A 24274-nucleotide genomic window follows, 5' to 3' on the forward strand; every position below is an offset into this window, starting at 1 on the left:
AGATGCAGACTGGGCGACCCCCATGCCCGTGCACGACGGCGCCGCGATCGCCAACTATGCACGTTTTTGCTCGCAGGAGCGCCATCGTGGCCCTTATGCGCCTCAGCCTTCGTCGTTACGATCAGACCCAGCTCGATCGGGAACGAGAATTGAAGGAGTGTGAAAATGAATCAACGCGGCGAGCGCTTCGAGACCTTGCCTCACCTTCTGGATGACGGCGCATCGAAGCGCATGCAAACGGCGCCCAACGCGGCCCTGTACAGACATTGGGGCACCATCCGGGCCGAGGGCATCACGGCATCTCAGTTCATCGCGTTCCTGCAGCCCCTTGCCGACCTGGATGGCATTTCCGTCTCTTATGCGATCAACGATGAGGATGGCAAGGAGCACGTCTACAACCACAAGCTTGAAGACTTGTCGCATGCGACCCCACTCTCGCAAGCCATTCGGGACCGGAAGGTCACCAAGGAAAAGGCGCTCACCTTTGCCCTGAACGAGGAGGGCAAGGTCTGGATCGAGAGCAATTTCATCGAGTTTCCCTAACCGTCGTCCTCCAAGACCATGCGCAATTTCTTTCGACGCCATCGTCCTGGTCAGGCAGGCCTCGAGCTGCCTGATGTCAGCGAGTCCATGCCGCTGCACGAATCGCCCCAGTCGAGGTCTGCCAAAGACAAAGGCAGCGCAAGACCGGACAAGCCGTACGAGTGCCCTCGCGACCCGGCGGCCGACACGACCGTCAGCGAGTTGTCCGAACTGGAAGCGCGCGACCTTTGCGCGCGCGAGGGCATCCCGGTTTTCTGGCCTCGCCGCGACCGCGACAAACGCGCCTGACCGCAAGTTCGGTGCGCGCACGGCCTTGCACCGACTTCCCGGACCTTCATGCAACGCCCGGCGCCGGGCCTGCGGCCGTGCGTCGCAAACAGTCCATCAGCTGCTCCGTGGCGGGGGTGCGAGGACGTCCTCGCAGGGTGATCATTCCCACCGGCGGCAGCTCGATCGGCACCTTGAGCTTCAGGACTTTGACAAGTCCCTCTGTCTCGAAGTGTCGTGCCACGCCGCGTGCGAGGAACCCTAGCGCAGGGCGTTCGCGCACGAACGTCAGCGTGGCCAGAAACGATGCCGTCTCCACGATGTCGACGGGGGGCGCGAGCCCATGCTTGTAGAACATCTGCTCGAGCTTGACGCGCGAGGATGCCCATGGTGGCGGAACGACCCAGGGAACGCCGGCGAGTTTTGACCAGTCAACGCGCTTGTCGCGCGCGAGTGCATGGTCGGGACGCACGACGATGCACATCGGCTCGGCATAGAGCGCCTCGGTGTCCAGATCGGGCGACGCATAGCCCGGCTCCAGCCGGCCGACGAAGAGATCAAGTTCGCCGACGCGCAGCCTCGGGAGGAGCCGTGTCAGATCGCCCTCTTCCACCAGCACCGTGGTGCGCGCCGAACGTTGCTTGAGCAGGGCGACGGCGCGCACGAGCAGGGAAGGTATCGCCACCACCATCGCTCCGACACTGGTGCGGCCGGCCGCACCGGCGGCCACGGCGGCGATCTCGTCGCGCGTGCGGCCGAAATCCGCCAGCACCGAACGGGCGAAGCGAACGACGGCCTCGCCATAGGCTGTGGGCTCGGTGCCCCGCGTGGAGCGCACGAACAGGTCGAGGCCGAACATGCGCTCGATCTCGACCAGCGTCTTGGACACCGCCGGCTGGCTCACGGAGAGGAACTCGGCGGCGCGCCCAAGGTGCCGGAATTCATCCAGCGCCACCAGCAGCTGCAGGTGGCGCAGCTTCAGGTTGGATCGCAATACCCGGTCGATCTCTGCCATGTGAGCTCCATAACCATTTTGGAATGAAGAGAGTCCTATTTCTGATTGGATTGTAATGATCCAAAGACGAACAATCGGGTCTCCACGCCAAAAGATCAGGAGACAAACCGATGCGATCCAATCGCCGCCAATTCATGCTCGGCAGCCTCGCTGCTGCCATGCTTCCGCTTTCCGCGACCCGCGCTTTCGCGGCCGGCTACCCGGAACGTCCGGTGACATTCATCTGCCCCTGGCCGGCGGGCGGCACCGCGGACGTCACGATGCGCGCGCTCTGCGCGGCTGCCGCCAAGGCGCTCGGCCAACCGGTGGTGGTGGACAACAAGGCCGGGGCGTCCGGCATGATCGGGCTGAAGGCGCTCGCCTCCGCGAAGCCCGATGGCTACACCATCGGACAGATCCCGATTTCGGTGACGCGCTTCTCGCAACTGGGCACGGTCCAGATCGATCCGATGAAGGACCTCAGCTACATCGCCCGCGTCTCGGGCCAGACCTTCGGCATCGCCGTGCGTGCCGAGGCCCCATGGAAGACGCTCAAGGATCTGGTGGCGGACGCCAAGGCGAATCCGGACAAGATCACCTACGGCACCGCAGGCTTGGGCGGCGCGACGCATGTCGGCATGGAAGAGTTCGCCATCGCCGCAGGCGCCAAGTTCAACGCGATTCCCTTCAAAGGCGGGGCCGAGGCGCTGCAGGCGCTGATGGGCGGCCACATCGACGTGCTTGCCGATTCGAGTTCATGGGCGCCGCATGTGAAGGCCGGCAAGCTGCGCCTCCTGGCCACCTGGGGGGAGCAACGCACCACCGAGTTCAAGGACGTGCCGACGTTGAAGGAGTCCGGATACAACGTGGTGGTGGATGCGCCCAACGGCATCGGCGCGCCGAAGGGCCTGCCGGCCGACGTGCTGGCGAGGCTGCGCGCCGCGTTCAAGGTCGCTGCGGCGAGTCCCGAGTTCACCGAGGCCTGCGCCAGGATCGACGCGCCCTTGCTCTATCTCGATGCGCCGGACTACGAGAAGTACGTGGCCGCGAGCTATGCCAAGGAGAAGATCTTGATCGAACGGCTCAAGCTCAAGGAACTGATGAGCAAGAACTGAACGCCTGGCCACTCCGGAGATCCGCCATGAATGCAACTCTCGCACCTGCGAACCCGAACGTCGCCACTGCATCGGCATTGATACGGCTGCACGCCAATGACAACGTGTTGATCGCGCGCTCGCCGATCGGCCTCGGGCAGGCGTTGCCCGAGTTGGGCCTGCGCATGCGCGCCCAGGTGCCGGCCGGCCACAAGATCGCAGCGTGCCGCATCGCGGCCGGCGAGCCGGTGAAGAAGTACGACACGGTGATCGGCGCGGCGATGCGCGACATCGAGGCGGGCGAACACGTTCACACGCACAATCTGGCGCTGATCGACTTTGACCGGGACCCCGGTTTCTGTGAAGACGTGCGGCCCGTCGACTACGTGCCGGAAGCCGAGCGCGCCACCTTCATGGGCATCGTGCGCCCCGACGGGCGCGTCGCGACGCGCAACTTCATCGGCCTGATCTCGTCGGTGAACTGCTCGGCCACCGCCATTCACCACATTGCGGCGCACTTCACGCCCGAGCGGCTCGCGGCCTTTCCGAACGTCGATGGCGTGGTCGCCTTCGCGCAGACCAGCGGCTGCGGCATGTCGTCTCCCAGCGAGCACTTCGATGTGCTGCGTCGAACGATCGCCGGCTACGCCCGCCATCCCAATCTGGCCGGCGTGCTCATCGTCGGGCTGGGCTGCGAACGCAACCAGGTGGCCGACCTCGTCGCCTCGCAGGGCTTGACGCTCGGCAGCCACGTCAAGACCTTCGTGATGCAGGACACGGGCGGCACCCGCGCGACGATCGCTGCCGGCATCGCGGCCATCGAAGGCATGCTGCCGGCCGCCAACGATATCCGGCGCCAGCCCGTCAGTGCCGCGCACCTGAAGATCGGACTCGAATGCGGCGGCTCCGACGGCTTCTCCGGCATCACCGCCAATCCGGCCCTCGGGGCGGCGATGGACATCCTGGTGCGCCATGGCGGCACCGCGATCCTGTCGGAGACGCCCGAGATCCACGGCGTCGAGTTCATGCTCACCCGCCGCGCGGTCAGTCCGGAGGTCGGCCAGAAACTGCTCGATCGGCTGGCCTGGTGGGAGGCGTACACGCGTGGACACAACGGACAGTTCAATGGCGTCGTCGGCCCCGGAAACCAGGCGGGCGGCTTGGCCAACATCTTCGAGAAATCGCTCGGCTCGGCCATGAAAGGCGGCACCACGCCGCTGCAGGCGGTCTACGAGTACGCCGAGCCGATCGACAAGGCCGGCTTCGTGTTCATGGATTCTCCCGGCTATGACCCGGTCGCCTCGACCGGCCAGATCGCCAGCGGCGCCAACCTGATCTGCTTCACGACCGGGCGCGGCTCGATGTTCGGCAGCAAGCCGGCACCGACGATCAAGCTCGCGAGCAACACGCCGATGTTCACGCGACTGGAAGAGGACATGGACATCAACTGCGGCGCGGTGCTCGACGGCGAGGTCGACATGCAGCAGATGGGTCAGCGCATCTTCGATCAGATCCTTCGCGCCGCCTCTGGAGAAAAGACGAAGAGCGAACTGCTGGGGCTGGGCAACCACGAGTTCGTGCCCTGGCACATGGGCATCGTCAGCTAGCGCCGCCGGCGGACCCTCCCCCGGATGCCGCGATGGCTCGCGGCCTCCGGCACCTGACTTTTTCAGTTTCAAGATCGACGAGGCATACCATGTCGCTGACCCTTCAACGCACCGACCTGCTGCGCGGTGCCAACTTCATCGCAGGCCAGTGGTCTGAAGCCACTGGCGCCAAGCTCGACGTCACGGACCCGGCGACCGGCGCGCTGATCGCGCAGGTGCCCGATTCCGGCGCCGCGCAAGCGCGCGCGGCGGCCGACGCTGCGCACCAGGCCTTCGCCTCGTGGCGCAAGGTCCCGGCCAAGCAGCGCGCTCAGATCATCAAGCGCTGGAACGATCTCGTCATGGCGAACCAGGACGACCTGGGCACGCTGATCTCGCTGGAGCAGGGCAAGCCGCTGGCCGAAGGCAAGGGCGAGGTCGCCTATGCGGCAAGCTACATCGAATGGTTCGCCGAGGAAGCCGTGCGCATGAACGGCGAGATCATCCCCGCGCCCGTTCCGGGTCGGCGCATGTTCGCGCTGAAGGAGCCGGTGGGCGTGGTCGCGGCCATCACGCCATGGAACTTCCCGGCCGCGATGATCGCGCGCAAGATCGCGCCGGCCTTGGCCGCAGGTTGCACCGTTGTCTGCAAGCCCGCCGAGGACACGCCCCTGACCTCGCTCGCGCTGGTCAGGCTCGCCGAGGAAGCCGGCGTGCCGGCCGGCGTGCTCAACATCGTGACCGCTTCGCGCAAGAAGACGCCGGAAGTGGTCGACGCCTGGCTCGACGATGCGCGCGTGCGCAAGATCACCTTCACCGGCTCGACACCGGTGGGCAAGCACCTGGCGCGGCGCTCCGCCGACACGCTCAAGAAGCTCTCGCTCGAACTCGGCGGCAACGCGCCCTTCATCGTGTTCGAGGACGCGGATCTCGATGTCGCCGTGGAGGGCCTGATGGCCTCCAAGTTCCGCAACGGCGGCCAGACCTGCGTCTGCCCGAACCGGGTATTCGTGCAGAGCAAGGTGCACGACGCTTTCGCCGACAAGCTGGCAGCGCGCGTCGGCGCTCTCAAGGTCGGGCCGGCCAGTGATCCGGCATCGCAGGTCGGCCCGATGATCAATGCGCGCGCGGTCGAGAAGATCGAGCGCCACGTTCAGGATGCAGTGTCGCGCGGGGCGAAGGTGCTGGCCGGCGGCGAACGGCTGCCGCACCTGGGTGTCCACTACTTCGCACCCACCGTTCTGGTGGGCGCCGACTCGACCATGGCCTGCGCCTGCGAAGAGACCTTCGGTCCGGTGGCGGCGCTGACCCGCTTCGAGACCGAGGACGAGGTGGTCGCGGCGGCCAACGACACGCCTTTCGGGCTGGCCGCCTACTTCTACTCGAACGACGCGCGTCGCATCTGGCGCGTCGCGGACGCGCTGGAGTCGGGCATCGTCGGCATCAACGAGGGCGCGTTGGCGGCCGAGGCCGCGCCTTTCGGCGGCGTCAAGGAATCCGGCTACGGCCGCGAAGGCTCGGTGCATGGGCTCGACGACTACCTGCACACCAAGTACGTGTGCCAGGGCCAACTCGACTAGACGGGGTACGACGCAATGAACAATCCATTCAAGCAGGCGCTGGCCGCCGGGCGAGCGCAGGTCGGCCTGTGGCTCTCGCTGGCACAGCCCTACGCTGCCGAAGCCTGTGCCACGGCCGGATTCCAGTGGCTGCTGATCGACGGCGAGCACGCGCCCAACGACGTGCGCAGCACGCTGGCCCAACTGCAGGCAGTGGCGGCCTACCCCGCGCAGCCGGTCGTGCGCGCGGTGACCGGCGACACGGCGCTCATCAAGCAACTGCTCGACATCGGCGCGCAGAACCTGCTCGTCCCGATGGTCGACACGCCGGAGCAGGCACGGGCACTGGTGGCCGCCACGCGCTATCCGCCCGAAGGCATACGCGGCGTCGGCGCCGCCGTGGCGCGCGCCTCGCGCTGGGGTGCCCGCCGCGACTACCTGGGCGCCGCCAACGACGAGGTCTGCCTGCTGGTGCAGGCGGAGACAAAGACGGCGCTGACCCATCTGGCAGCCATCTGTGCGGTCGATGGCGTCGACGGCGTCTTCATCGGCCCGGCCGACCTGGCCGCCTCGATGGGCCATCGCGGCGCGCCCGGCCACCCGGAGGTGCAGGCCGCGATCGACCAGGCCATTCGAACCATCGTCGCCAGCGGCAAGGCCGCCGGCTCCCTCACCGGCGACGCCAAGCTGGCCCGCCACTACCTGGAACTCGGCGCCACCTTCGTCGCCGTCGGCATCGACGTGACGCTGATGGTCCAGGGCGCGCGCCGCCTGGCCAGCGACTTCGGCCTGGGCACCGAGAGCGCGATGAGCGCGGCCGGCGGCGCGGCGTATTGAACCGTATTTCAACTTGGAGCAAGCACCATGGGCACGAGCCACAACAAGACACTGAAGATCGCCAGCATCGCTGGCGACGGAATCGGCAAGGAGGTCATGCCCGAGGGCCATCGGGTGCTGGAGAAGGCCGCGAGCCGCTTCGGCTTCGACCTGCGATTCACGAACATCGAATGGGCGAGCTGCGACTACTACCTGCAGCACGGCAGCATGATGCCCGCGGACTGGAAGGCACAGCTCGAAGCTCAGGATGCGATCTATTTCGGCGCGGTCGGCTGGCCTGACACGGTCCCGGATCATGTGTCGCTGTGGGGTTCCTTGCTGAAGTTTCGCCGCGAGTTCGACCAGTACATCAATCTGCGCCCCGCGCGCCTGTTCGAAGGCGTGCCGTGTCCCTTGGCAGGGCGCAAGGCAGGCGACATCGACTTCTACATCGTGCGCGAAAACACCGAGGGTGAGTACACCAACCTCGGCGGAATCATGTACGAGGGGACCGAGCGGGAGATCGTGGTGCAGGAAACGGTGATGAGCCGATTCGGCACCGACCGCGTGCTCAAGTACGCCTATGACCTCGCGCAGTCACGCCCTCGCAAGCACCTGACAGTGGCGACGAAGAGCAACGGGATCGCCATCAGCATGCCCTGGTGGGACGGTCGCGCCGACGCAGTGGGCCAGGGCTACCCCGATGTGAAGGTGGACAAGCAGCACATCGACATCCTCACTGCGCGTTTCGTGCTGCAGCCTCAGCGCTTCGATGTGGTGGTGGCGAGCAACCTGTTCGGGGACATCCTGTCCGACCTCGGACCGGCTTGCACCGGCACGATCGGTCTGGCGCCGTCGGCCAACCTGAACCCGGAGCGCAAGTTCCCGTCGCTGTTCGAGCCTGTACACGGTTCGGCGCCCGACATCTACGGAAAGGGGATCGCCAACCCGATCGCGATGATCTGGTCGGGCGCGCTGATGCTGGATTTCCTCGGTGAGCGCGAGGCGCACGACGCGATCCTCGCTGCCATCGAGCAGGTGCTCAAGGACGGGCCTCGCACCGGCGACCTCGGCGGCAAGGCCAGCACGCTGGAAATGGGAAAGGCCATCGCCGAACTCATCTAGGGTTGCCGGGCCGCAAGGTCTCGGACCCGACGTCGTCCGAACGCCACGAAGCGCGGGCGATGCGCCAGAGCCAGACGGCCAGCCCCGCCGACGCCCAGGCCACCAAGGCACGGCCGGCCTGCCCCTGCTGGTCGACCAGATACACGCTGCACAACTGCTGCGGCGCGTCCTGGTACATCAGGCCCGCGGCCAGGGTCATCCAGAACCCGTTGAGGACGACGAACGCCTGCAGCACGGTGCCGGCTCGGGCCCAGGACGCGCGCAGCAGCAGCCCCGCGGCGACCAGGCTCGCGACCTTGGCGACGGCCACGCCCGCGTGCAGCACGGCCAGGTCCAGTGCCGCAGGGACCATCCAGAACCCGGTCACGCACAGCGCGAACAGCAGGCCCGGCAGCCCGTGGGCGTTCCAGCGGCCGATGGCGCGGCCCAAGCCGTCTCCGGCCCGGACGGCCGCGAACCCGCCGAGCAGGAACAAGGCGGGCAGTTCGAGACCCATGTGGCGCGCCATCGTGTGTTCGAGCCAGGGGTGCGCGGCCGCCAGGCCGGCCAGCAGCAAGCCCGGAGCGAGGTCTGGGAGTTGGTTCCTCCACCGCCTCGCCATGCTCACGCACCCCCGACGCTGCGCAGGTAGTCGGCCAGCGCGATGTCCGGACGTTCGATGTCGTAGGCACGGCTCAGGCGGCCGTCCTCGCCGATCAGGAACAGCGCCGCGTTGTGCGAATAGCCGCCCTGCCCGTCCGGCAGAACGACGACGCCGAACAGGTCCAGCATGGTCCGCAGTTGCGCCGGATCGGCGACGCCGGCAAAGCGCCAGACCGCGGGGTCGGCGTCCAGCCGCTGCCCATGCTCGGCGAGCACCTGAGGCGTGTCGTTGGCCGGATCGAAGCTGAGCGTGAGCAGCCTCACGCGATCGGCGAGCCCGCGCGCCCGGATCTCCCCCTGCAGCCAGGACTGCCCCGCAGCGCTGGTGAGGCACACGGACTGGCAGCGCACATAGGCCAGCGTGACGAAGGTGGCTTGCCGCGCCGGCCGACCGTAGTCGCTCAACGCCAGCCGCCTGCCGCCGGCGTCGACCAATCCGATCGCGGGCAGCGTGCGCGGCGCACTCGCGAGCTCGGCGCGCCTGACGCCGTCCGAGGTCACGGCGGCGAAGCCATGGGTCACGGCCGCGAACGCGGACAGCGCCGCGACGGCCACGATGGCCGTCGACGCCAGCGTGCGCCAGCCGCGCATCACGGCGGGGTCCCGCCGGCGGAGGCCGCGAACTTCTCCAGTTCGGCAATGCCGGGCCAGGGCTGCGTGCGCTCGGCGCTGGCCTTGCGCGCGGCCTGCACGGCCGCCGCGTCCACCGCGGCACTGGCATTGCCCCATTCGGCGCGAATGAAGCTCAGCACCGCGCCCAGCTCGGCGTCGTTCAACTGTTCCCCGAAGGCGGGCATCGCGCCGTTGTAGGTCGTGCCGGCGACTTCGATCGGACCATTCAGCCCGTGCAGCACGATCTGGATCGGAATCTCGGCCGGTCCCTTGACCCACGACGAATTCGCCAGCGGCGGAAAGACACCCGGCAACCCCTGGCCGGCGGCCTGGTGGCAGGCCTGGCACTTGGCGACGAACAGCTGGCGTCCATCCACCGTGCCGCCCTCGGCCGGCGCCGTCCCTTGCACCAGGGTGGCCGGCGCGCGCTGGTCGCCCAGTCCCGCGAGGCCATCGGGCCTGGCCAGCAGGATGTAGCCGACGGCCCACACCACGAGCCCCAGCGCCAGGCCCAGCACCACGCGTGGCACCGGGTTGTACTGCTCGTGCGGATCGGCGTGCTCGCTGCTACGGCTTTGCTGGGGTTGCTTCATCGTTGTTCTTTCCTGCGGGGACTTCGGGTGGCGCGTCGGCCGCCGCCGGCGCTTCGAGCCCGCGGCGCGCCGGCAGCATGCGCGTGACGGCCTCCGCCTGGGCCGGCGTGAGCACGGGGTACGCGCGCTGCAGGCTCTGCAGGTAGGCCACGAGATCCAGCGCCGCCGGGGTGGCGACCACGGTCTTGCCGAGCGGCACGGTGCCGGGCGGCAGCGCCACGATGCGCTCGCTCTTCGCGGCGCTGCCCTCGTCCTTCACTTCGAACAGGAAGGGATACGACGGCATGATGCTGCCCGGCACGTAGGCCCGCGGCTGGAACAGGTGGCCCAGGTGCCAGTCCGCGCTGGGCTGGCGGACGCCGATGTTGAAGAGGTCCGGCCCGGTGCGCATCGTCCCCAGCAACGGCGGCTCGTCGTAGTGGTAGTCGCCGGCCACCGAGGCGCGGCCCCAGCCGCGGCGCGCGTCGGCGATGCCGGCGCCGGTGGTGCTGGGCTGCTGCGTGTGGCAGGCGATGCAGCCGTTGGCCATGTAGACCGCGCGGCCGCGCAGCGCCTGGCTGGTGTAGGGCTTGAGGGCCGGCGGCGCCGGCTCGTCCTTGAGCTGCAGGAAGGGCACGACGATCATCGCGGCGGTGGCGAGCGAGAGCGTCACCATCGCGCCGCTGACCAGCTTGAGTTCGTTTTCCATGGTGTCAGACCGCCGAGGTGTGGAGTGCGATGCGGTCGGTCTGCGTGAGCACGCCCGAGCGCGCGGTGATCAGCGCGACGTGCCACGCGAACACCAGATGGCCGAGCGTCATCAGCGCACCGCCGATCGAGCGGCCCTGGAGCCAGGGCAGCGTGACCGCGACCGAGTCCATGAAGGGGCGCGCCGGATCGAGCAGGATCAGGCCCTGCAGGATGCCGCCGATGCTCAGCGTGACCATGTAGACCGCGAAGCCGGCGGCCACCAGCCAGAAGTGCAGGCTGATCAGCGCGGGCTTCGGCCAGCGGGTGTCGAGGATGCGCGGCAGCGCGAAATACACGCCGCCGAAGATCACCATCGACACGAAGCCATACATGCCCAGGTGCGCATGCGCCACCGTGAAGTGCGTGAAGTGCGTGACCGCGTTGAGCGAGCGCAGCGCTTCCAGCGAGCCCTGCAGCGAGGCCAGCGTGTACATCACGGCGCCGAAGAAGATGAAGCGCAGCACGTGCGAATGCTTGAGCGCGCCGAAGTGGCCCTGCAGCGTCAGGTGCTGGTTGAGCGAGAAGGCCACCACCGGGATGATCATCATCACGCTCTGCACGATCGACAGCGTGATCAGCCACTCGGGGATCGGTCCGCCGATCAGGTGATGGGCGCCGACCTGGCCGTAGAAGAAGGCCAGGGTCCAGAAGCCGAGCAGCGACAGGTTGTACGAGCGCACCGGCCGGCCGATGACCTTGGGCAGGAAGTAGTAGACGCAGGCGATCGACAGCGGCGTGTAGAACAGGCCCAGCACGTTGTGGCCGAACCACCAGTTCATCGTCGCCTGCTCGACCCCGAAATGCACGCCGGGGATCTTGGCCACGATGTAGAGCGTCGGGAACCAGAACAGCGCCGCGCCCATGTACCAGACCGACACGTACAGGTGGTGGGCCTGGCGCCGCTGCAGCATCAGCGCCATCGGCAGGCCGATCAGCATGCCGCCGACCGCGAACAGGCCGCCGATCTGCCACGGGATCTCCAGCCACTCCATGCCGGCGCTCAGGCCGATGGCGATCGCGCCCAGCCCGGCGATCAGGCCCGCGTTCCAGAGCACGGCGCCGACGATGACCAAGCGCCCGCCCATCAGCGGGGTCTTGAGCAGGCGCGGCAGCATCCAGATCGCCAGGCCGAGCAGGCCCAGCGGCGCCCATCCGTAGGCGACTGCATTGAGGTGCAGCGTGCGCAGGCGGCCGAGCGTGAGCCAGGCCTGCTCGGTCAGCAGGTCCGGCCAGTGCAGCTTGAGCGAGCTCAGCAGGCCGGCGGCCGAAGCCACCAGCAGCCAGACCACGGCCGAGCCGATGAGCACGAAGGCCGGGAACGCGCTGGAGCGGTCGGCCGCCTCGCGCACCGCCGCCTCGCTGGGCGCCATGCCCCGGGCCGGCGAGGCCTGGCCCGCGGTCACGGCCGCCAGCCGGCGCTGCTGCGCCGCGCTGGCCGAGGGCTCCTCGGGATGGCCGATCTCGCCGGCCGAGAAGATGGTTCGCGCGCCGGTCGATTCGGCATCGAACAGGCCCTTGCGCAGCGACCAGATGAATGCGAACAGGCCGGTGATCGACAGCAGGAAGGTGGCCAGCAGCAAGGCGGTGGGGTTCATGTGCTCTTTCTGTCTTCCCGAGGGTCAGGCGCTGGGCCGGGGAAGAACGTGGCCATGATCCTAGGCCGCATGGATCAGATCGAGAATCACCAGTTACGCCATCAAAAAGCAGATCAGATAGCGATCTGCTCTTCCCCGCTTCATCGAAATCTGGCCGACAAGCTCACATTCATATGCTTCACTACAATTTACGAAATTCCATATCAGCGCACGCCGTGGCTAGCCTGTCGCGAGCTGCATTCGAGAGGCATTGATGAAGCTCTATGAAGCGCTGGCCGCCGACATCGAGGCGTCGATCCGCACCGGCGTGCTGCACCCCGGCGACCGCCTCGCGTCCGTGCGCCACACCACCCAGAGCCGCGGCGTCAGCGCGTCCACGGTGTTCCAGGCCTACTACCTGCTGGAAGCCCGCGGCCTGATCCGGGCCAGGGAGCGATCGGGGTACTACGTCGCGGCCGGCGTCCGGCAGGTTCCGCCCGAGCTGGACCTGACCTCGCAGCCCAAGGACGAATCGATCGCGGTCGACGTCAGCGAGCAGGTGTTCGAGATCCTCGAATCCAGCATGACGCGCGATGTGGTTCCCTTCGGCTCGGCGTTTCCGAGCCCGTTGCTGTTCCCCCTCGGGCGGCTCGGCCAGGCCATGGCCTCGAGCGCCCAGTCGCTGGACCCCTGGAGCACGGTGGACGACCTGAGTCCGGGCAACGAGGCCCTGCGCCGCCAGATCGCGCTGCGCTACCTGGCCGACGGCATGCCCGTGCACACGGACGAGATCGTCATCACCAACGGCGCGCTCGAAGCCCTGAACCTCTGTCTTTCCGCCGTGACCCGTCCCGGCGATTCGGTGGTCGTCGAATCGCCCACCTTCTATGCGGCGCTGCAGGCGCTCGAGCGCATGGGGCTGCAAGCCATCGAGGTGCCGACCCACCCCCGCGAAGGCATCGACCTCGCGGCACTGGAGCATGCGATCTCGCGCCACAAGCCGAAGGCGTGCTGGCTCATGACGACCTTCCAGAACCCGCTCGGGAGCTCGATGCCGGAGGCCAAGAAGAAGGCGCTGGTGGAGCTTCTCGCGCGCCACCAGCTGCCGCTCATCGAGGACGATGTGTATGCCGAACTCTATTTCGGCGACAAGCGTCCGGCGCCCGCGAAAGCCTTCGACACGCAGGGCCTGGTCATGCACTGCTCCTCGTTCTCGAAATGCCTGGCGCCCGGCTACCGCATCGGCTGGGCGGCGCCCGGGCGCTTCGTGAAGTCCGTCGCGCGCCAGAAGCTGACGACCACGCTGAGCGCCTCCGCGCCGGCGCAACGCGCGATGGCGCTCTACCTGGAACGCGGCGGCTTCGACAAGCACCTGCGCAAGCTGCGCCAGACGCTGGCGGCCCAGCAGGCCACCTTCGCCGAAGCCGTCGGACACCATTTCCCGAGCGGCACGCGGGCGACCCGGCCCGCGGGCGGCTACTTCCTGTGGGTCGAGCTCCCCGAGGGCATCGATGCGCTGAAGATCCATCGCCATGCGCTGTCCCTCGGCATCAGCGTGGCACCGGGACCGATCTTCTCCGCCAGCCGCGCGTTCACGAACTGCCTGCGGCTGAACTACGGCCACACCTGGGATGCGCGCAGCGAACAGGCCCTGGCGAGCCTGGGGAGACTGGTTTCGTCGCTGTAGTCTTAGCCGACAGCGCGCCCTACTTCTCGGCCTGCACGAAATAGGTCTGGATCGGCTCCGCCTTGCCCTTGACCAGGGCCGGCGGCATGGGGCGCAGGCGAAACTGATCGTCGACCGCGCGACGGATTTCCTCCGTGATCAGCAGATCGACTTCGTACTTGCCGGTCAGCGATTCGACCCGGGAGGCCACGTTGATCGGATCGCCGGTCACGCTGAACTTCGAAAGGCCCGCGGTCCCGATCACGCCTGCCACCACTTCCCCACCGTGAATGCCGATGCCGAAGCGAAGTTCAGGCAGGCCCTTCTGACGCAAGGTGTCGTTGTAGCGCGCCAGTTCCGAGCGCATGTCCAGTGCGGCGAGTACGGCGTCCCGCGCCTGCCAGGGGCTGGATTCCGAACGCATGGCCAACGGACCGTTCCGCTGGGTGCTCGCGCTCGCGATCGGGCCAGACTGCGGTGCGGATTCTGCCGTAACGCCGAGCCGACCGTTCTCTCAGTCGAATCGAAGGTGATCGATGCCCAACAGCAGAAAGCTGGCAGGGCGTCCTTCACGGCGGCTGCCGTCGTCGCTGACGACGATGATTCCTGGTCCTGCGTCGACGACGGCTGGACACACTCCCTCTGCGCGCGCGAGGCCTGGCAGACCGGGAATGGTGACGCGACGCGCAGAGCCGTGCGGCTGGCCGTTCCAGAGCCAGAGTGAGAACTCGCCGCCTTCGCGCGACATCGGCCCGCTGACCACCAGGTACGCACCGAGCGAAGGCATGTAGGAAAGACCGCGGATGCCATGGCCGCCCAGATCCAGTTCGCTGAGGTCGGCGGCCAGCCGAGGCGGCTCGTCATCATCGAAGAGTGCAGCCGGGTTTTCAACGCTGGCGATGATCGCGCGACCTTCGTGCAGCGGGCTTCGAAAGCCGATCAGCAGCCGCTGCTGGTCCGGGCACATCTCCAACGCCTCGATATTGAGCCCTCCGGCGTCCTTGACGTCCCGGATCTCGGCAGCCGAGGCCAGCAACGGATATGCCATCGTCAAGGCGCGCTTCAGTCCGTGCACGACCTTGGGCTCGACCACGCGATGGCCGTCGACTCGGAAGCGAACCAGCCGTTCGCGCGACTTCTTCTCGTTGCCATCGTCGTCACGAGAATGCGAGGTGATGGCGTACACGAATCCAGATCGGTCCAGCGCGAGTCCTTCAAGATCGTCGAGCTTCCAGAAGTCGCTGAAGATTTGAAACAGCCCGACAGTCAGGGGTGCACTGCCAACGCTTCCGTCGGCGCCCATCGTGACCAAACTGAAGGGGTGGTCCTTTTCATCCTCAACCACAAGAAAGCGCCCATCCGGCAACTGCTGGATCGCGGACGGCTCATAGATGCCGGCCAAGGGCCGGAAGGCAGGAAGAGTCTGCGGCACTCGGGCATTGTGGATGGCCATGGGCCTGCCTCCGGTCCGCTGCTTCACCCTTCGACCAGCGTCGCGAGAAGCGGTGCAATCCCGGTCAGAGGCACGACGCTGTGCGGACGTTGGTGGTTCATCGCATGTAGCGGGCACGCGGGCGCCGCAGCCTCGTCGGCGTCCTGCACGACCGCCACGCCGTCGGCCTCCTGGATCGCGCTCATGCCCAGCGTGCCCTCGCCGTCACTGCCTGCGAGCAGTACCCCGATCACGCGCGGGCCGCAGGTCGCGGCAGCAGAGCTGAACAGGCGGTCGATGGGGCGCATGCCCGTCGACGTCGTGTCCCGATCGTCCAGCCCCATCACGCCCTCCGGCCGGATGACGAGGCCCATGCCCGCCGGCGGCAGATAGACATGGCCGACCCGGGCGAAGCGACCTTCGCACGCATAGCTCACCGGCATGGACGAATAGCCATCCATGATGCGGACCAGCGTCTGGACACTCTGCGAATGGGTGCGCAGCGCCACGAGGATGGCCGCGTGGAAAATGGTCGGCAGCGCATTCAGGAGTGTCGACAAGGTGGGCAGTGCCCCTTCGACCGCACCGATCACGACCAGGTCGCGCCGCGGGTTCACGGTCGACCTCGCCGCAGGACGTCATCCAATCGGTCCACGCGAGGTGACGCGGCGTCGATGCCGTAGGCAGGCTTGCCGTCGCCGGCGATCTCGCTCTTACCCATCTCTGCCTGCTCGGATTTCATGGCGATCCTCCTTCCTGATGAGGTCGAAAGCCTGGAACGCTACGCCTGACCGCTGCAACGATCTGTCAGACAAGGGCGCGGGCCGCTGTCGCGGAGCCAGGGCGAGGCTGCTGGCCAACGACTGGCCCGTCCCAGCGGACAGGGCGGGGATGACTGGCTTTGAAGGTATGTAGCGGATGAAGCACTCGTGCCATCAGGCATTGGGCTGTACGCGTGTAGGCGGCGGCGTCGTCCTTCATGAGAAGAGACGCGCCCGGTCGGGTCGCGGGCAATCTCACAAACGACTTCGCCGATGCCTCGAATCCGTGTAGGTGCGCTTCCACAGTGGGCTTGCAGGCACTTTGGCCTGCCTATCATTGACGAAGGCGCATGGCTCGCATCGTCAGGCCAGCGCCAGAAGCATAGCCACGAAGGAGCCGCCATGTACCCCTACTTCAGAACAGCCATGCGTGCCGCCGCCGTTGCGGTGGCGGGCCTCGCTTTCGTCGGTTGCACGACGACCATGAAGGGCGAGAGCGCGAGCAGCACGTCTTCGCGTGCGTCGATTGATGCTCAGGTCGATGCAACGCTTTCGAAGCTCTACACCAATGTTGCGGGCTCCCGCGAGTTGGTGGCCAAATCCAGGGGCGTCTTGGTGTTCCCGGCCGTGGTCGGCGCGAGCTTCGTTGTCGGCGCTCAATACGGTCGCGGCGCGCTCCGCGTGAACGGGCGCACAGAGTCCTATTACAGCACCACCACGGGATCGCTCGGTTTCCAGGCGGGCGCGCAGTCGAAGGCGGTCATCTACCTGTTCACCACGCAGCAAGCACTGGATAAGTTCCGCAGCAGCCAGGGTTGGACTGTCGGCGCGGACGCCACGGTGGCGCTCGCAACCATCGGCGCCAACGGAAACATCGACACCAACACTGCTCAGCAGCCTGTGGTGGGCTTCGTGCTTACCAACGTCGGCCTGGAAGCCGGTATATCGCTGCAAGGCGCGAAGATCGATCGGATTCAACTTTGAACTGAGCGCGACTCGTGGGGTCCCGGGGACTCCACCAGTCGTGCTGGCGGTCCGACAGGCCACCTTTGCCGAGGCGGTCGGACGGCCACCCCCGGGATGCGCGCAGCGAGCAGGCCCTGTCGAGCCTCGGAAGACTGATTTCGTCGCTGTAGCGAAAGCCGCGCCGGGCCCGCCCTTCGTACGATTCCGGGCCCGGCACGGGCCCGCAGGCAACACCTCAACCCCAGACATTTCCCCCGCCAGTTTCCGAACCGCCGGGGTTCTCGCAAGCGCCGCACCGCGGTGAAATGGCCGGTTGCTGCATGTGCCGACCGCTTCCTGTGTTCGGCCACGCGCAAAGGTCGCTCAGCGCTTCGCTCTGAGCAAAAAGGCGAGCCCCGAAGGTGCGGGAACACCAACGAGGCTCTAACCACAACGTGCAACCAGCTAAGGAACCGCACATCATGGCTACCTCGAATGATAGTGACTCCCCCTGCATCGCCATCACCGTCCACGGCGGACCGGTGCAGCTCATCGTGAACATCGGCAATGAGCCGGCGCATCGTGCCGCGCACGACACGGCCGGCTCGAACGGCCACAGGCCGTTGGCCTCTCGGCGCGGCCTCTTCCGTGTCCCGCCAGGGCGGCGCCTCGCTGCCGTGCTCGATCGTGGCTTGCCGCCCGCTGCGGCCTCTGCGGGCGAAGCGCCACGTGGCGCATTCATCGCCGCGCGCTCGCCCTTCGACGTGTTCGCCGAACTGGCGAAAGTCGTGCGTGCGGCCCGGCGCGAAGTCCTGATCGTCGATCCCTATGTGAACGCCACCGCGCTGACGGACATCGCCATCGCTGCACAGGAAGGCGTGCACATCCTCATCCTGGGTGATCGCGCCGGGACCAAGGCCAGCCTCGCGCCGGCGGCCAGTCGCTGGCAGGCGCAGTACAAATCCGCGCGTCCGCTCGAAGTCCGCCTCGCACGCGACAGGTCCCTGCACGACCGCTTGCTGCTGATTGATCGCACGGAGGTCTGGAACCTGTCCCAGTCGATCGCAGACTTCGCGAAGAAATCGCCGGCGTCGATCGAGCGAAGCGGCGCGGCGATCGAGAAGGAGAAGGCAGTGGCGTACCTGGGCTTGTGGATCGGCGCCACGCCGCTTGCCTGAGGGGCCGGCCTGAGCAGGCCACCGGACGGTGGCCTGCGCTTCGTCCCACATGATTGAATTTCCGGTAGTCATGACTCCCAGACGGACTCACAGGTCGCCCAGATGCGCCCCGTCCACCGGTCTGAGCATCCATTTCATGATGTCCGCGCCCAACGCGTAGGTCGCGCCGACGAGATTCACAAGATGGCCTTCGAATTCTCTGGACGTTCGTTCCAGAAATGCCTCCGGAAGAGCAAAGACTCCATTCACCCTGGCTTACGGTTCTTAGTTGACCGTATGACGGGTCTATAAATAGTGGAATGCCAGATACCGCCTCAAATGAAGGGATGATGGCGCTTGAGGATGTACTCGGGGAAATTGAAAGGCCCGGCTTTTGTTTCGAGGCATATCGCCGCATTGGTGGCGGGCTGAGAGAGTTTGTGTTCTACATAGCCAATCAAGCTGAATCTATGACCGAACTGAACGACCGACTTGAAAAACACCCCAGGTCTCCGATTGAGATAGCGTTCTATAGAGACGATGATCGGTCTGATTTTCAGAAACTTGTCGGCGACCTCGGTACAGTCTAGGATGGCCGCCGCCAAACGCCAGGAGCGGACACATCATTGCCGCCGCTAAAGGCTAACGGTTCCACTAGGAGTTTCAATGCACTTGACGCTATCAAGGTCCGCACGTGCCTCGCCGGCGGCCGCAACGGGCGCGCACGCCATCGGTACGGCCGCGTTGGGCTCCGTCCTGATTGGCGCCGCGGCCCTCGGTGCCCTGGCCATCGGGGCCCTGTCTATCGGTCGGCTCATTGTGGGCCGGGCTCGAATCCGCCGGCTGGAGATTGATGAGCTTGTTGTTCGCCGCATTCGAGTCATTGAACAGCTGACGCCGCCGCCAACATCGAAGCCCGGTAGCGTCATCGAGGATTCGAAGCCAGTTGTCGAGTCCGTGAAAACACGGGCCGAAATGTCAAAATAGCCGCGAGGCGGCTACCGGCCAAAAGCGGAACTACGTCACAACCCTTCAGATTTCCTCGGCAGCGTCCAAGGGCGAGCGCGCTAGGCATTGGACCGCACCCTCCAGACATGTATCCTCGAGTATCAATGTCGTCGTGCGCCCGTCTTGTCGCGACTGAATTCTTCCTAAGGTTTTTGCATGCAACTCGTGTTCGGAGCTCGTGCAGGTGCTCTCGCAGTGTTTGCTGGTCTCTGTGTCTCAATCGCAGGGTGTGCTCGCGCCCCTCTATTCAAGCCCCCTGAGACTTCCCAGCCGCGGGCGTTCCTCAAGGTTGACTTGAAAGAGTAGAGCATTCTGTCTGGGGTCTTGGCAGTCGCTCGCTACGAGGGCGCGCTCGAATGTGGCGAGCCGACACCCAATCGGCAAATGCTGTTTGTTCTCAGCCGTGGCAATCCGCTTATCTCTGACGTCAACCCACAGGGCATCTTCATTCCTGCGGGCGAGCGTTTTTCCCTCGATACCATGGCGATGATGGACGGCTGGCCACACTGCGGCCTATTCGCCTCCTTCGAGCCGCGCGCAGATGCAGCGTATGAACTTCGCGTCTCGCACCGAAACACCGTGTCGCCCGCGAATGCCCGCTCTTGTTCGGTCGAAATTGTCGACGTCAGTCCGACCGCCAAGCGTGACGGTGGTGCTGCTCAGGACGTGGGGTTCCGGCTTGAGGCTTGTCGCCCAAAAGGCGCCAAGCAATAGCCGGCTGATGGGAGGCATCTGTCGGCCATCCGCCGGAGTCGGCCAAGACCTGACGGTCGCCAGCGGCGCTCAATTCACCCGATTGCCGACATTCGCGGCGTGCGTACAACACTACGCACCCTGCAGCGCGTGCACACAAACTGGCCTCCATGAACAATCGACCACATGCGAACGCGCGCCTGTAGCAGGCAGGCAAGGTGAAAAAGACACAGGAGGGATGATGGAGAACACGTCTGGCCAAGGTGCAACGGCCGAAGTACCCGCTGAGATTGACCGTTGGAACTGGGGTGGATTCCTCCTCGACTGGGTTTGGGGCATCGGAAACAACACCTGCCGAGCCTTCCTAGTGTTTGTGCCCTTCAGCCATCGCCCAACAGCAGGCGGTCGAACGCGGGGCAGAATTCGACGCGAATCATGAAAACCGACCGAATCCTGGAACCATTGAAGGCGATGTACAAGCGTCTTGCCAATCTATTCTGTCGTCACGATTCAGCGCAGCAGACGATGTTGGAAGAGGTTCGTTTTGATGCCGACGGTCGCGCCCGGTGGGCTGGAATGGGGGATCTTCAGCTCATCTCGCCAGATGGAAAGCACCACGTTGAGATTCGATATGCAGGTGAACCGCCCCATGGCGATTCATACCATCGGGTAGTAGTCGACGGCCGCGTTTTTCCAGGATTTGCGTGGGGATGCATGTTCGCCTTCTCATCATGTTCGCGCTATGTAGCGTTCAGTTGGATGTCACGCATGTTCGAGCGACACACGGTCGTCGCGGACATGAGCGAAGCCCAGTACGCAGTGCTTCCCGAGTACATCTACGATTTCACGTTTCAATGGCCGAAGTTGTTGGGCGAAGGCAGGCAGTCCGAGGAGTCGTACACCTTCAACGGCTCGGAAGCTTGGCAGCCCTACTAGGATGCCAATTGGCAAAGAAATCGGTCGAACGCAGCGAACTTGGATGACAGCTTTCGGGCAAGCCCAACTTCCGCTTCGGGACCGAAGCGCCGAGTAGGCGACAGGCTACAGTCGGCCATAACCCGTCATTCGCCGCCGGCCTCCAACTCGCCGCAAAGCGGACGTTCGCAGCGTTCTCGCAACACCTTCGTGCCAGGTTGGACCTGCATCCCACCGAAGCGCGTGCACACAAAAGGCCTCTGCGTTGGGCCAATGCAACGGACACGCGCATTGCGGGACAGCACAAGTCAGAATCGGTCTGTATGTATCAATTTCCTTTTGGGCAGCCTCTGCAGAGGGTCGAGCAGGTGCCTCATAAAAGTGCTCGTGTATTCGTGTTGGGCGTCTACTCAAGTGCCGTGCATGCACGCTGGCTAGGCCGCGACGGGAAGCAGCGTGCCACGGCACTTGCTGTGGCATCAGAGCCCTACATCTTCTGGCGAGGCGAGGGCGCGGGGGCCATCATTGACGCAATCCACATTCCGCCAGAAGCCGGCAGACTGGTCGAAGCGGACCAGCGTTTCAACGGGCCGTCGGGTAAGTCTCTCGATGAAGACTATCTTGCTCCTTTGGGCCTTGTGCGCGACGACGCTTGGCTGTGCGACTTGCTTCCAGAAAGTCGGATGAACAAAGGGCAGGCCGCCCGGGTCCACAGTGACTACGCCCCAGTTGCAAAGGCGCTGGGCCTGCCTGCGGCTACTGTCCCTCTGGTTTCCAGCGGGTACGCTGACCACCTGCGGGTCGAGGCCGTCCTGGAGGAGCTTCTCACTTCTGGCGCCGAGACCCTCATCACCCTGGGCGACGCGCCCCTGCGGGAGTTCGTCGCTGCACTGTCTCTCGGGCACTCCAAGCTCAGAATGTATGGGGCGCACCCGGGCCAGTACGGCAAACTGCACCCCTTCAGCATTCGAGGACGCCATCTGCAGTTGCTACCGCTAACGCATCCGCGGCAGGCACGGGCCCTTGGGAATTCGGACAAGGGATGGGGCGACCTGCACCGGCACTGGGCACAACACACGGCTGGCGAAATTGCCGGCGTCGTGGGGCGTTAGGGGCATGTTGTTCCGAACTCCGCCTCTCCGGCATTGACCAGCGTGTGCTTGGCTGGCGCTGCAGGTACTGACCCGGCCGAAGTCCCGCCCGTTCCCCCCAGACTAGGAAAACCCCCTAGCGCACCGAACGTTCAAGAAATTTCGGTAAACGATAGGAAGCAGCCGGTCTCCGAAGGAGAAATTCACAAATCCATAGGCTCGGGGTTGGGGGTCWGGGGGATGGGGTTTGACGGCCCGCGGCGAGGAGGAGGGCTCGAAGCCAGAAGCTTGCCGTAAGGCAGAATTCGGCCAACACCGGACATACACCTGCGCCCCCCAATTTCCCAGCTACCGAGATGAATCCACGTCGCGTCCACGAACTCATGCGTGCTCACTTTGCGACGACAGACGCCGCGAAGGCGGAGTGGACCAAACTCGTTGACGAACATGGCCTTCTCATGGAAGGCCGGGCGCAGGCCGTGCTGCTGGAACAGTTCGTGGAGCGAGGCGTCGAAGAGGTGCTGATAGAGGTTCAGCGGAAGTGGGGGACCAGTTGCTCATTGCCGAAGTCATCCCCTATCTCCGAAGCGAGGTCGGCCGCAGCAACATCCGAATCGCCAATCGTGAGTTCACAGTCTTCGCCGAAGTGGCAATCAACGGCGTGGGAAGAGGTTGGCAAGCGCCCCAATAGGCACAATCGGCCACGACCATGCGTTCGCCCGATACAACTCCTCTTACCAATGACGCGTCACTCCAGTGCCCGAGAACTTCTAAAGGACGTGGTTGCGCGATACCGCGCGATTGGTTCCTACGCCGATACGGGTATGGTCCAAGCGTTGGACAGGCCGAAGTCTTCTCCGATGTCGTTCGAGACAGCTTTCCGGCGGCCTGACGACTTCAGGTTTCGCTTCAGCAGCCCCCATCCTTACGGGCCAAAGCGTCATTTGGTGTCGCGTTCGCAAATCGGCATGGACGCCGGGAAACCTTACTACTGGAGCCAGCACTACAGTTCACCCCCCGAACTAGAGCAACAAGAATCCCTGCAGATGGCTGTAGCAGGCGCAACCGGCGTTTCCAGAGGGTCGGCCTTCACCATCTGGTCCCTTCTGTTCGGCGAGGAGGGCCAAGACCTCTTCTCGATGCTTGCGCGACCGCGCCTTCGCAAGTTTGCATGTATCGATGGCGTAAGGTGTCATCGGGTGACGGCCACGCACCGAGGTCTTCATCGAATCGACGTCTATATCGGCGTCGATGACCTCCTGCTCAGAGGGTGCGTGCGGAGGTCTGGACGGTTCCCACATGCGGAAATGCGCACAAACATTGAGGTGGGTCTCGAATTCAGCGCATCACACTTTACGGTAGCGGATGCGCCCACTGCGCCAAGCAGGTAGACCCGTCCCCACCGTCCTGCGAGCGTCTGCTTTCGAGATGCTCGGGCGGACCGCTTTGGTGAAGGGTTGTCCGACACCTGCCCTTGGGGCGCACGGACACCGGCACGACAAGGGCTTGAGGGCAGGTGTCGGATAGGCCCCCAGGGAGGAAACCGCGGAATTCAACGCAAGAGTTCGGTGCAGCACGAGCCTATGGCGATTCGAACTTTGGTGCGCGCGCTGCTGGTGACGAGCGAGCTGATCAACGGGCTGAGAGCGACGGCAAGAGGCCGCGTTTCGCACGCGGCGCCCCGGGGAGGGTCGTGCGGAGTCGGCTGTGCCGGGGTGATTTTCAGGGCGAAGGCAAGGCGCCCCCTCATCGGCACTGGCAGATGAAGCAAGAGAGCGTGAGGCGCAGACGGACTCGGTATTGCCGTCATGGTGGTCGGGCCTGCTGAGGGATGGTCTGGTCGCGCGTGAAGATTGCCAGAACAATCATTGGATGGCCGCAGTGTGGGCAGGAGAAGGTCGCCGAGACGGCGTTGGACTCGGCTTGGGCGCCCGAGACTGTCTCGACCTCCTGGTGCAGAAGCTTGCGAGCGAGTGCCAGGCTGGCGGTACGCGCTCCGTTGGCCAGCAACCCATAGTGGCGGATGCGATGGAAGCCGGTGGGCAGCACGTGCAGCAGGAAACGCCGCATGAATTCATCAGCATCGAGCGTCATCGTCTTCGAGCGTGTGCGACCCTTGGCCCGGTAGATGCTATGTGGGACTACCCGAGCGAGACCCGTTTAGCTAAAACGGGATTTCCTTAACTTCTTGGCAAAGGAGATGGAAATGTCAACAACCCAGACAGCCCCACAAGTCAAGGATACGGCGATCCTGAGCGAGATGTTCATGATCTTCGAACTTTGCGACAAGTCCTGGAAGGTGACGGCGAGCGATGGACACCGCGGGCCGAGCCGGTACAACGTGGACCCGGGCGACACGGCCGCAGTTGCGCACTGAATCGAACAGGCCCGGGAGCGCTGCAAGCTCGAGCCGCAGGCCAAGGTGCACTCCTGCTACGAAGCCGGCCGCGACGGCTGGTGGCTGCATCGCTG

Annotated in this window: 25 protein-coding genes and 1 pseudogene; 15 read left to right on the plus strand and 11 right to left on the minus strand. The window is 65.4% G+C overall.

The features are described 5' to 3' along the window. Window positions 1–165 precede the first annotated feature (165 nt). Together AC1DYD_RS25900 and AC1DYD_RS25905 are read left to right on the plus strand one after the other, a co-directional pair. A complete protein-coding gene (locus AC1DYD_RS25900; protein ID WP_478175625.1) occupies window positions 166–543 on the plus strand; it encodes a hypothetical protein in 378 nt (125 codons plus the stop codon). Window positions 544–561: 18 nt separating this feature from the next. Then, window positions 562–831: a hypothetical protein gene (locus tag AC1DYD_RS25905; protein WP_478175626.1), complete on the plus strand. Its 270-nt coding sequence runs from the start codon at window positions 562–564 to the stop codon at window positions 829–831. A 46-nt stretch (window positions 832–877) separates the two neighbouring features. Here AC1DYD_RS25905 and AC1DYD_RS25910 read toward each other — a convergent pair whose 3' ends face one another. Continuing rightward, window positions 878–1825 carry a LysR substrate-binding domain-containing protein gene (locus AC1DYD_RS25910; protein WP_478175627.1) on the minus strand — a complete coding sequence of 316 codons (948 nt, stop codon included), beginning with the start codon at window positions 1823–1825 and terminating at the stop codon, window positions 878–880. Window positions 1826–1935: 110 nt separating this feature from the next. Here AC1DYD_RS25910 and AC1DYD_RS25915 point away from each other — a divergent pair, with 110 nt between their 5' ends. The 5 genes from AC1DYD_RS25915 (at window position 1936) to AC1DYD_RS25935 (ending at window position 7984) form a co-directional block, all read left to right on the plus strand. Then, window positions 1936–2919 (plus strand): Bug family tripartite tricarboxylate transporter substrate binding protein, encoded by a 984-nt coding sequence (locus tag AC1DYD_RS25915; RefSeq protein ID WP_478175628.1) that lies wholly within the window; start codon window positions 1936–1938, stop codon window positions 2917–2919. Window positions 2920–2945: 26 nt separating this feature from the next. Beyond that, window positions 2946–4505, plus strand: a complete 1560-nt coding sequence (locus AC1DYD_RS25920; RefSeq protein WP_478175629.1) for a UxaA family hydrolase — start codon at window positions 2946–2948, stop codon at window positions 4503–4505. Window positions 4506–4594: 89 nt separating this feature from the next. Next, window positions 4595–6064 (plus strand): NAD-dependent succinate-semialdehyde dehydrogenase, encoded by a 1470-nt coding sequence (locus tag AC1DYD_RS25925; protein WP_478175630.1) that lies wholly within the window; start codon window positions 4595–4597, stop codon window positions 6062–6064. A 15-nt stretch (window positions 6065–6079) separates the two neighbouring features. Further along, window positions 6080–6880 (plus strand): 4-hydroxy-2-oxoheptanedioate aldolase, encoded by an 801-nt coding sequence (hpaI, locus tag AC1DYD_RS25930; RefSeq protein ID WP_478175631.1) that lies wholly within the window; start codon window positions 6080–6082, stop codon window positions 6878–6880. 27 nt (window positions 6881–6907) lie between these two features. After that, window positions 6908–7984 carry a tartrate dehydrogenase gene (locus tag AC1DYD_RS25935; protein ID WP_478175632.1) on the plus strand — a complete coding sequence of 359 codons (1077 nt, stop codon included), beginning with the start codon at window positions 6908–6910 and terminating at the stop codon, window positions 7982–7984. Here the strand turns inward: AC1DYD_RS25935 and AC1DYD_RS25940 are convergent. The 5 genes from AC1DYD_RS25940 to AC1DYD_RS25960 are packed head-to-tail and all read right to left on the minus strand — an operon-like array spanning window position 7977 to window position 12155. Then, entirely contained in the window at window positions 7977–8585 is a 609-nt protein-coding gene (locus tag AC1DYD_RS25940) for a hypothetical protein (RefSeq protein ID WP_478175633.1), read from the minus strand. The genes AC1DYD_RS25935 and AC1DYD_RS25940 overlap by 8 nt on opposite strands. 2 nt (window positions 8586–8587) lie before the next feature. Then, window positions 8588–9217 (minus strand): SCO family protein, encoded by a 630-nt coding sequence (locus AC1DYD_RS25945; protein WP_478175651.1) that lies wholly within the window; start codon window positions 9215–9217, stop codon window positions 8588–8590. Next, on the minus strand, window positions 9217–9831 hold the full coding sequence (locus AC1DYD_RS25950; RefSeq protein ID WP_478175634.1) for a c-type cytochrome: 615 nt from the start codon (window positions 9829–9831) through the stop codon (window positions 9217–9219). Before AC1DYD_RS25950 ends, AC1DYD_RS25945 begins: the two co-directional genes overlap by 1 nt. Further along, window positions 9806–10519: a cbb3-type cytochrome c oxidase subunit II gene (locus AC1DYD_RS25955; RefSeq protein ID WP_478175635.1), complete on the minus strand. Its 714-nt coding sequence runs from the start codon at window positions 10517–10519 to the stop codon at window positions 9806–9808. The genes AC1DYD_RS25950 and AC1DYD_RS25955 overlap by 26 nt, the downstream gene beginning before the upstream one ends. A gap of 4 nt (window positions 10520–10523) precedes the next feature. After that, window positions 10524–12155: a cbb3-type cytochrome c oxidase subunit I gene (locus tag AC1DYD_RS25960; RefSeq protein ID WP_478175636.1), complete on the minus strand. Its 1632-nt coding sequence runs from the start codon at window positions 12153–12155 to the stop codon at window positions 10524–10526. A 253-nt stretch (window positions 12156–12408) separates the two neighbouring features. Here AC1DYD_RS25960 and AC1DYD_RS25965 point away from each other — a divergent pair, with 253 nt between their 5' ends. Further along, entirely contained in the window at window positions 12409–13821 is a 1413-nt protein-coding gene (locus tag AC1DYD_RS25965) for an aminotransferase-like domain-containing protein (protein ID WP_478175637.1), read from the plus strand. Window positions 13822–13840: 19 nt separating this feature from the next. Here AC1DYD_RS25965 and AC1DYD_RS25970 read toward each other — a convergent pair whose 3' ends face one another. From AC1DYD_RS25970 to AC1DYD_RS25985, 4 genes are all read right to left on the minus strand, one after another. Continuing rightward, window positions 13841–14224, minus strand: a complete 384-nt coding sequence (locus tag AC1DYD_RS25970; protein ID WP_478175638.1) for an adenylate/guanylate cyclase domain-containing protein — start codon at window positions 14222–14224, stop codon at window positions 13841–13843. 90 nt (window positions 14225–14314) lie between these two features. Further along, the gene (locus AC1DYD_RS25975; RefSeq protein WP_478175639.1) at window positions 14315–15253 is read right to left on the minus strand and encodes a DUF3616 domain-containing protein; all 939 of its coding nucleotides are present in this window, start codon (window positions 15251–15253) and stop codon (window positions 14315–14317) included. A gap of 23 nt (window positions 15254–15276) precedes the next feature. Beyond that, the gene (locus AC1DYD_RS25980; RefSeq protein ID WP_478175640.1) at window positions 15277–15849 is read right to left on the minus strand and encodes a chemotaxis protein CheB; all 573 of its coding nucleotides are present in this window, start codon (window positions 15847–15849) and stop codon (window positions 15277–15279) included. Then, window positions 15846–15974 carry a hypothetical protein gene (locus AC1DYD_RS25985; protein WP_478175641.1) on the minus strand — a complete coding sequence of 43 codons (129 nt, stop codon included), beginning with the start codon at window positions 15972–15974 and terminating at the stop codon, window positions 15846–15848. The genes AC1DYD_RS25980 and AC1DYD_RS25985 overlap by 4 nt, the downstream gene beginning before the upstream one ends. Before the next feature lie 421 nt (window positions 15975–16395). On the opposite strand from AC1DYD_RS25985, the gene AC1DYD_RS25990 reads away from it, so the two are divergent. The 6 genes from AC1DYD_RS25990 (at window position 16396) to AC1DYD_RS26015 (ending at window position 21823) form a co-directional block, all read left to right on the plus strand. Next, the gene (locus tag AC1DYD_RS25990; RefSeq protein WP_478175642.1) at window positions 16396–16977 is read left to right on the plus strand and encodes a BPSL1445 family SYLF domain-containing lipoprotein; all 582 of its coding nucleotides are present in this window, start codon (window positions 16396–16398) and stop codon (window positions 16975–16977) included. A gap of 383 nt (window positions 16978–17360) precedes the next feature. Then, window positions 17361–18116 (plus strand): hypothetical protein, encoded by a 756-nt coding sequence (locus AC1DYD_RS25995; protein WP_478175643.1) that lies wholly within the window; start codon window positions 17361–17363, stop codon window positions 18114–18116. Window positions 18117–18403: 287 nt separating this feature from the next. Continuing rightward, complete coding sequence (locus tag AC1DYD_RS26000) at window positions 18404–18685, plus strand: DUF695 domain-containing protein (RefSeq protein ID WP_478175652.1); 282 nt, start codon at window positions 18404–18406, stop codon at window positions 18683–18685. 802 nt (window positions 18686–19487) lie between these two features. Beyond that, the gene (locus tag AC1DYD_RS26005; RefSeq protein ID WP_478175644.1) at window positions 19488–19817 is read left to right on the plus strand and encodes a hypothetical protein; all 330 of its coding nucleotides are present in this window, start codon (window positions 19488–19490) and stop codon (window positions 19815–19817) included. A 414-nt stretch (window positions 19818–20231) separates the two neighbouring features. After that, a complete protein-coding gene (locus AC1DYD_RS26010; RefSeq protein ID WP_478175645.1) occupies window positions 20232–20732 on the plus strand; it encodes a hypothetical protein in 501 nt (166 codons plus the stop codon). Between the two features lie 302 nt (window positions 20733–21034). Further along, entirely contained in the window at window positions 21035–21823 is a 789-nt protein-coding gene (locus AC1DYD_RS26015; RefSeq protein ID WP_478175646.1) for a hypothetical protein, read from the plus strand. A gap of 1785 nt (window positions 21824–23608) precedes the next feature. Here AC1DYD_RS26015 and AC1DYD_RS26020 read toward each other — a convergent pair. Beyond that, window positions 23609–23929, minus strand: a pseudogene (locus tag AC1DYD_RS26020) (transposase); the annotation flags it as partial. A gap of 79 nt (window positions 23930–24008) precedes the next feature. On the opposite strand from AC1DYD_RS26020, the gene AC1DYD_RS26025 reads away from it, so the two are divergent. Further along, window positions 24009–24179: a hypothetical protein gene (locus AC1DYD_RS26025; protein ID WP_478175647.1), complete on the plus strand. Its 171-nt coding sequence runs from the start codon at window positions 24009–24011 to the stop codon at window positions 24177–24179. The last annotated feature ends 95 nt before the right edge of the window (window positions 24180–24274 follow it).

It is taken from the genome of Variovorax sp. P4_B11 (assembly GCF_056402355.1).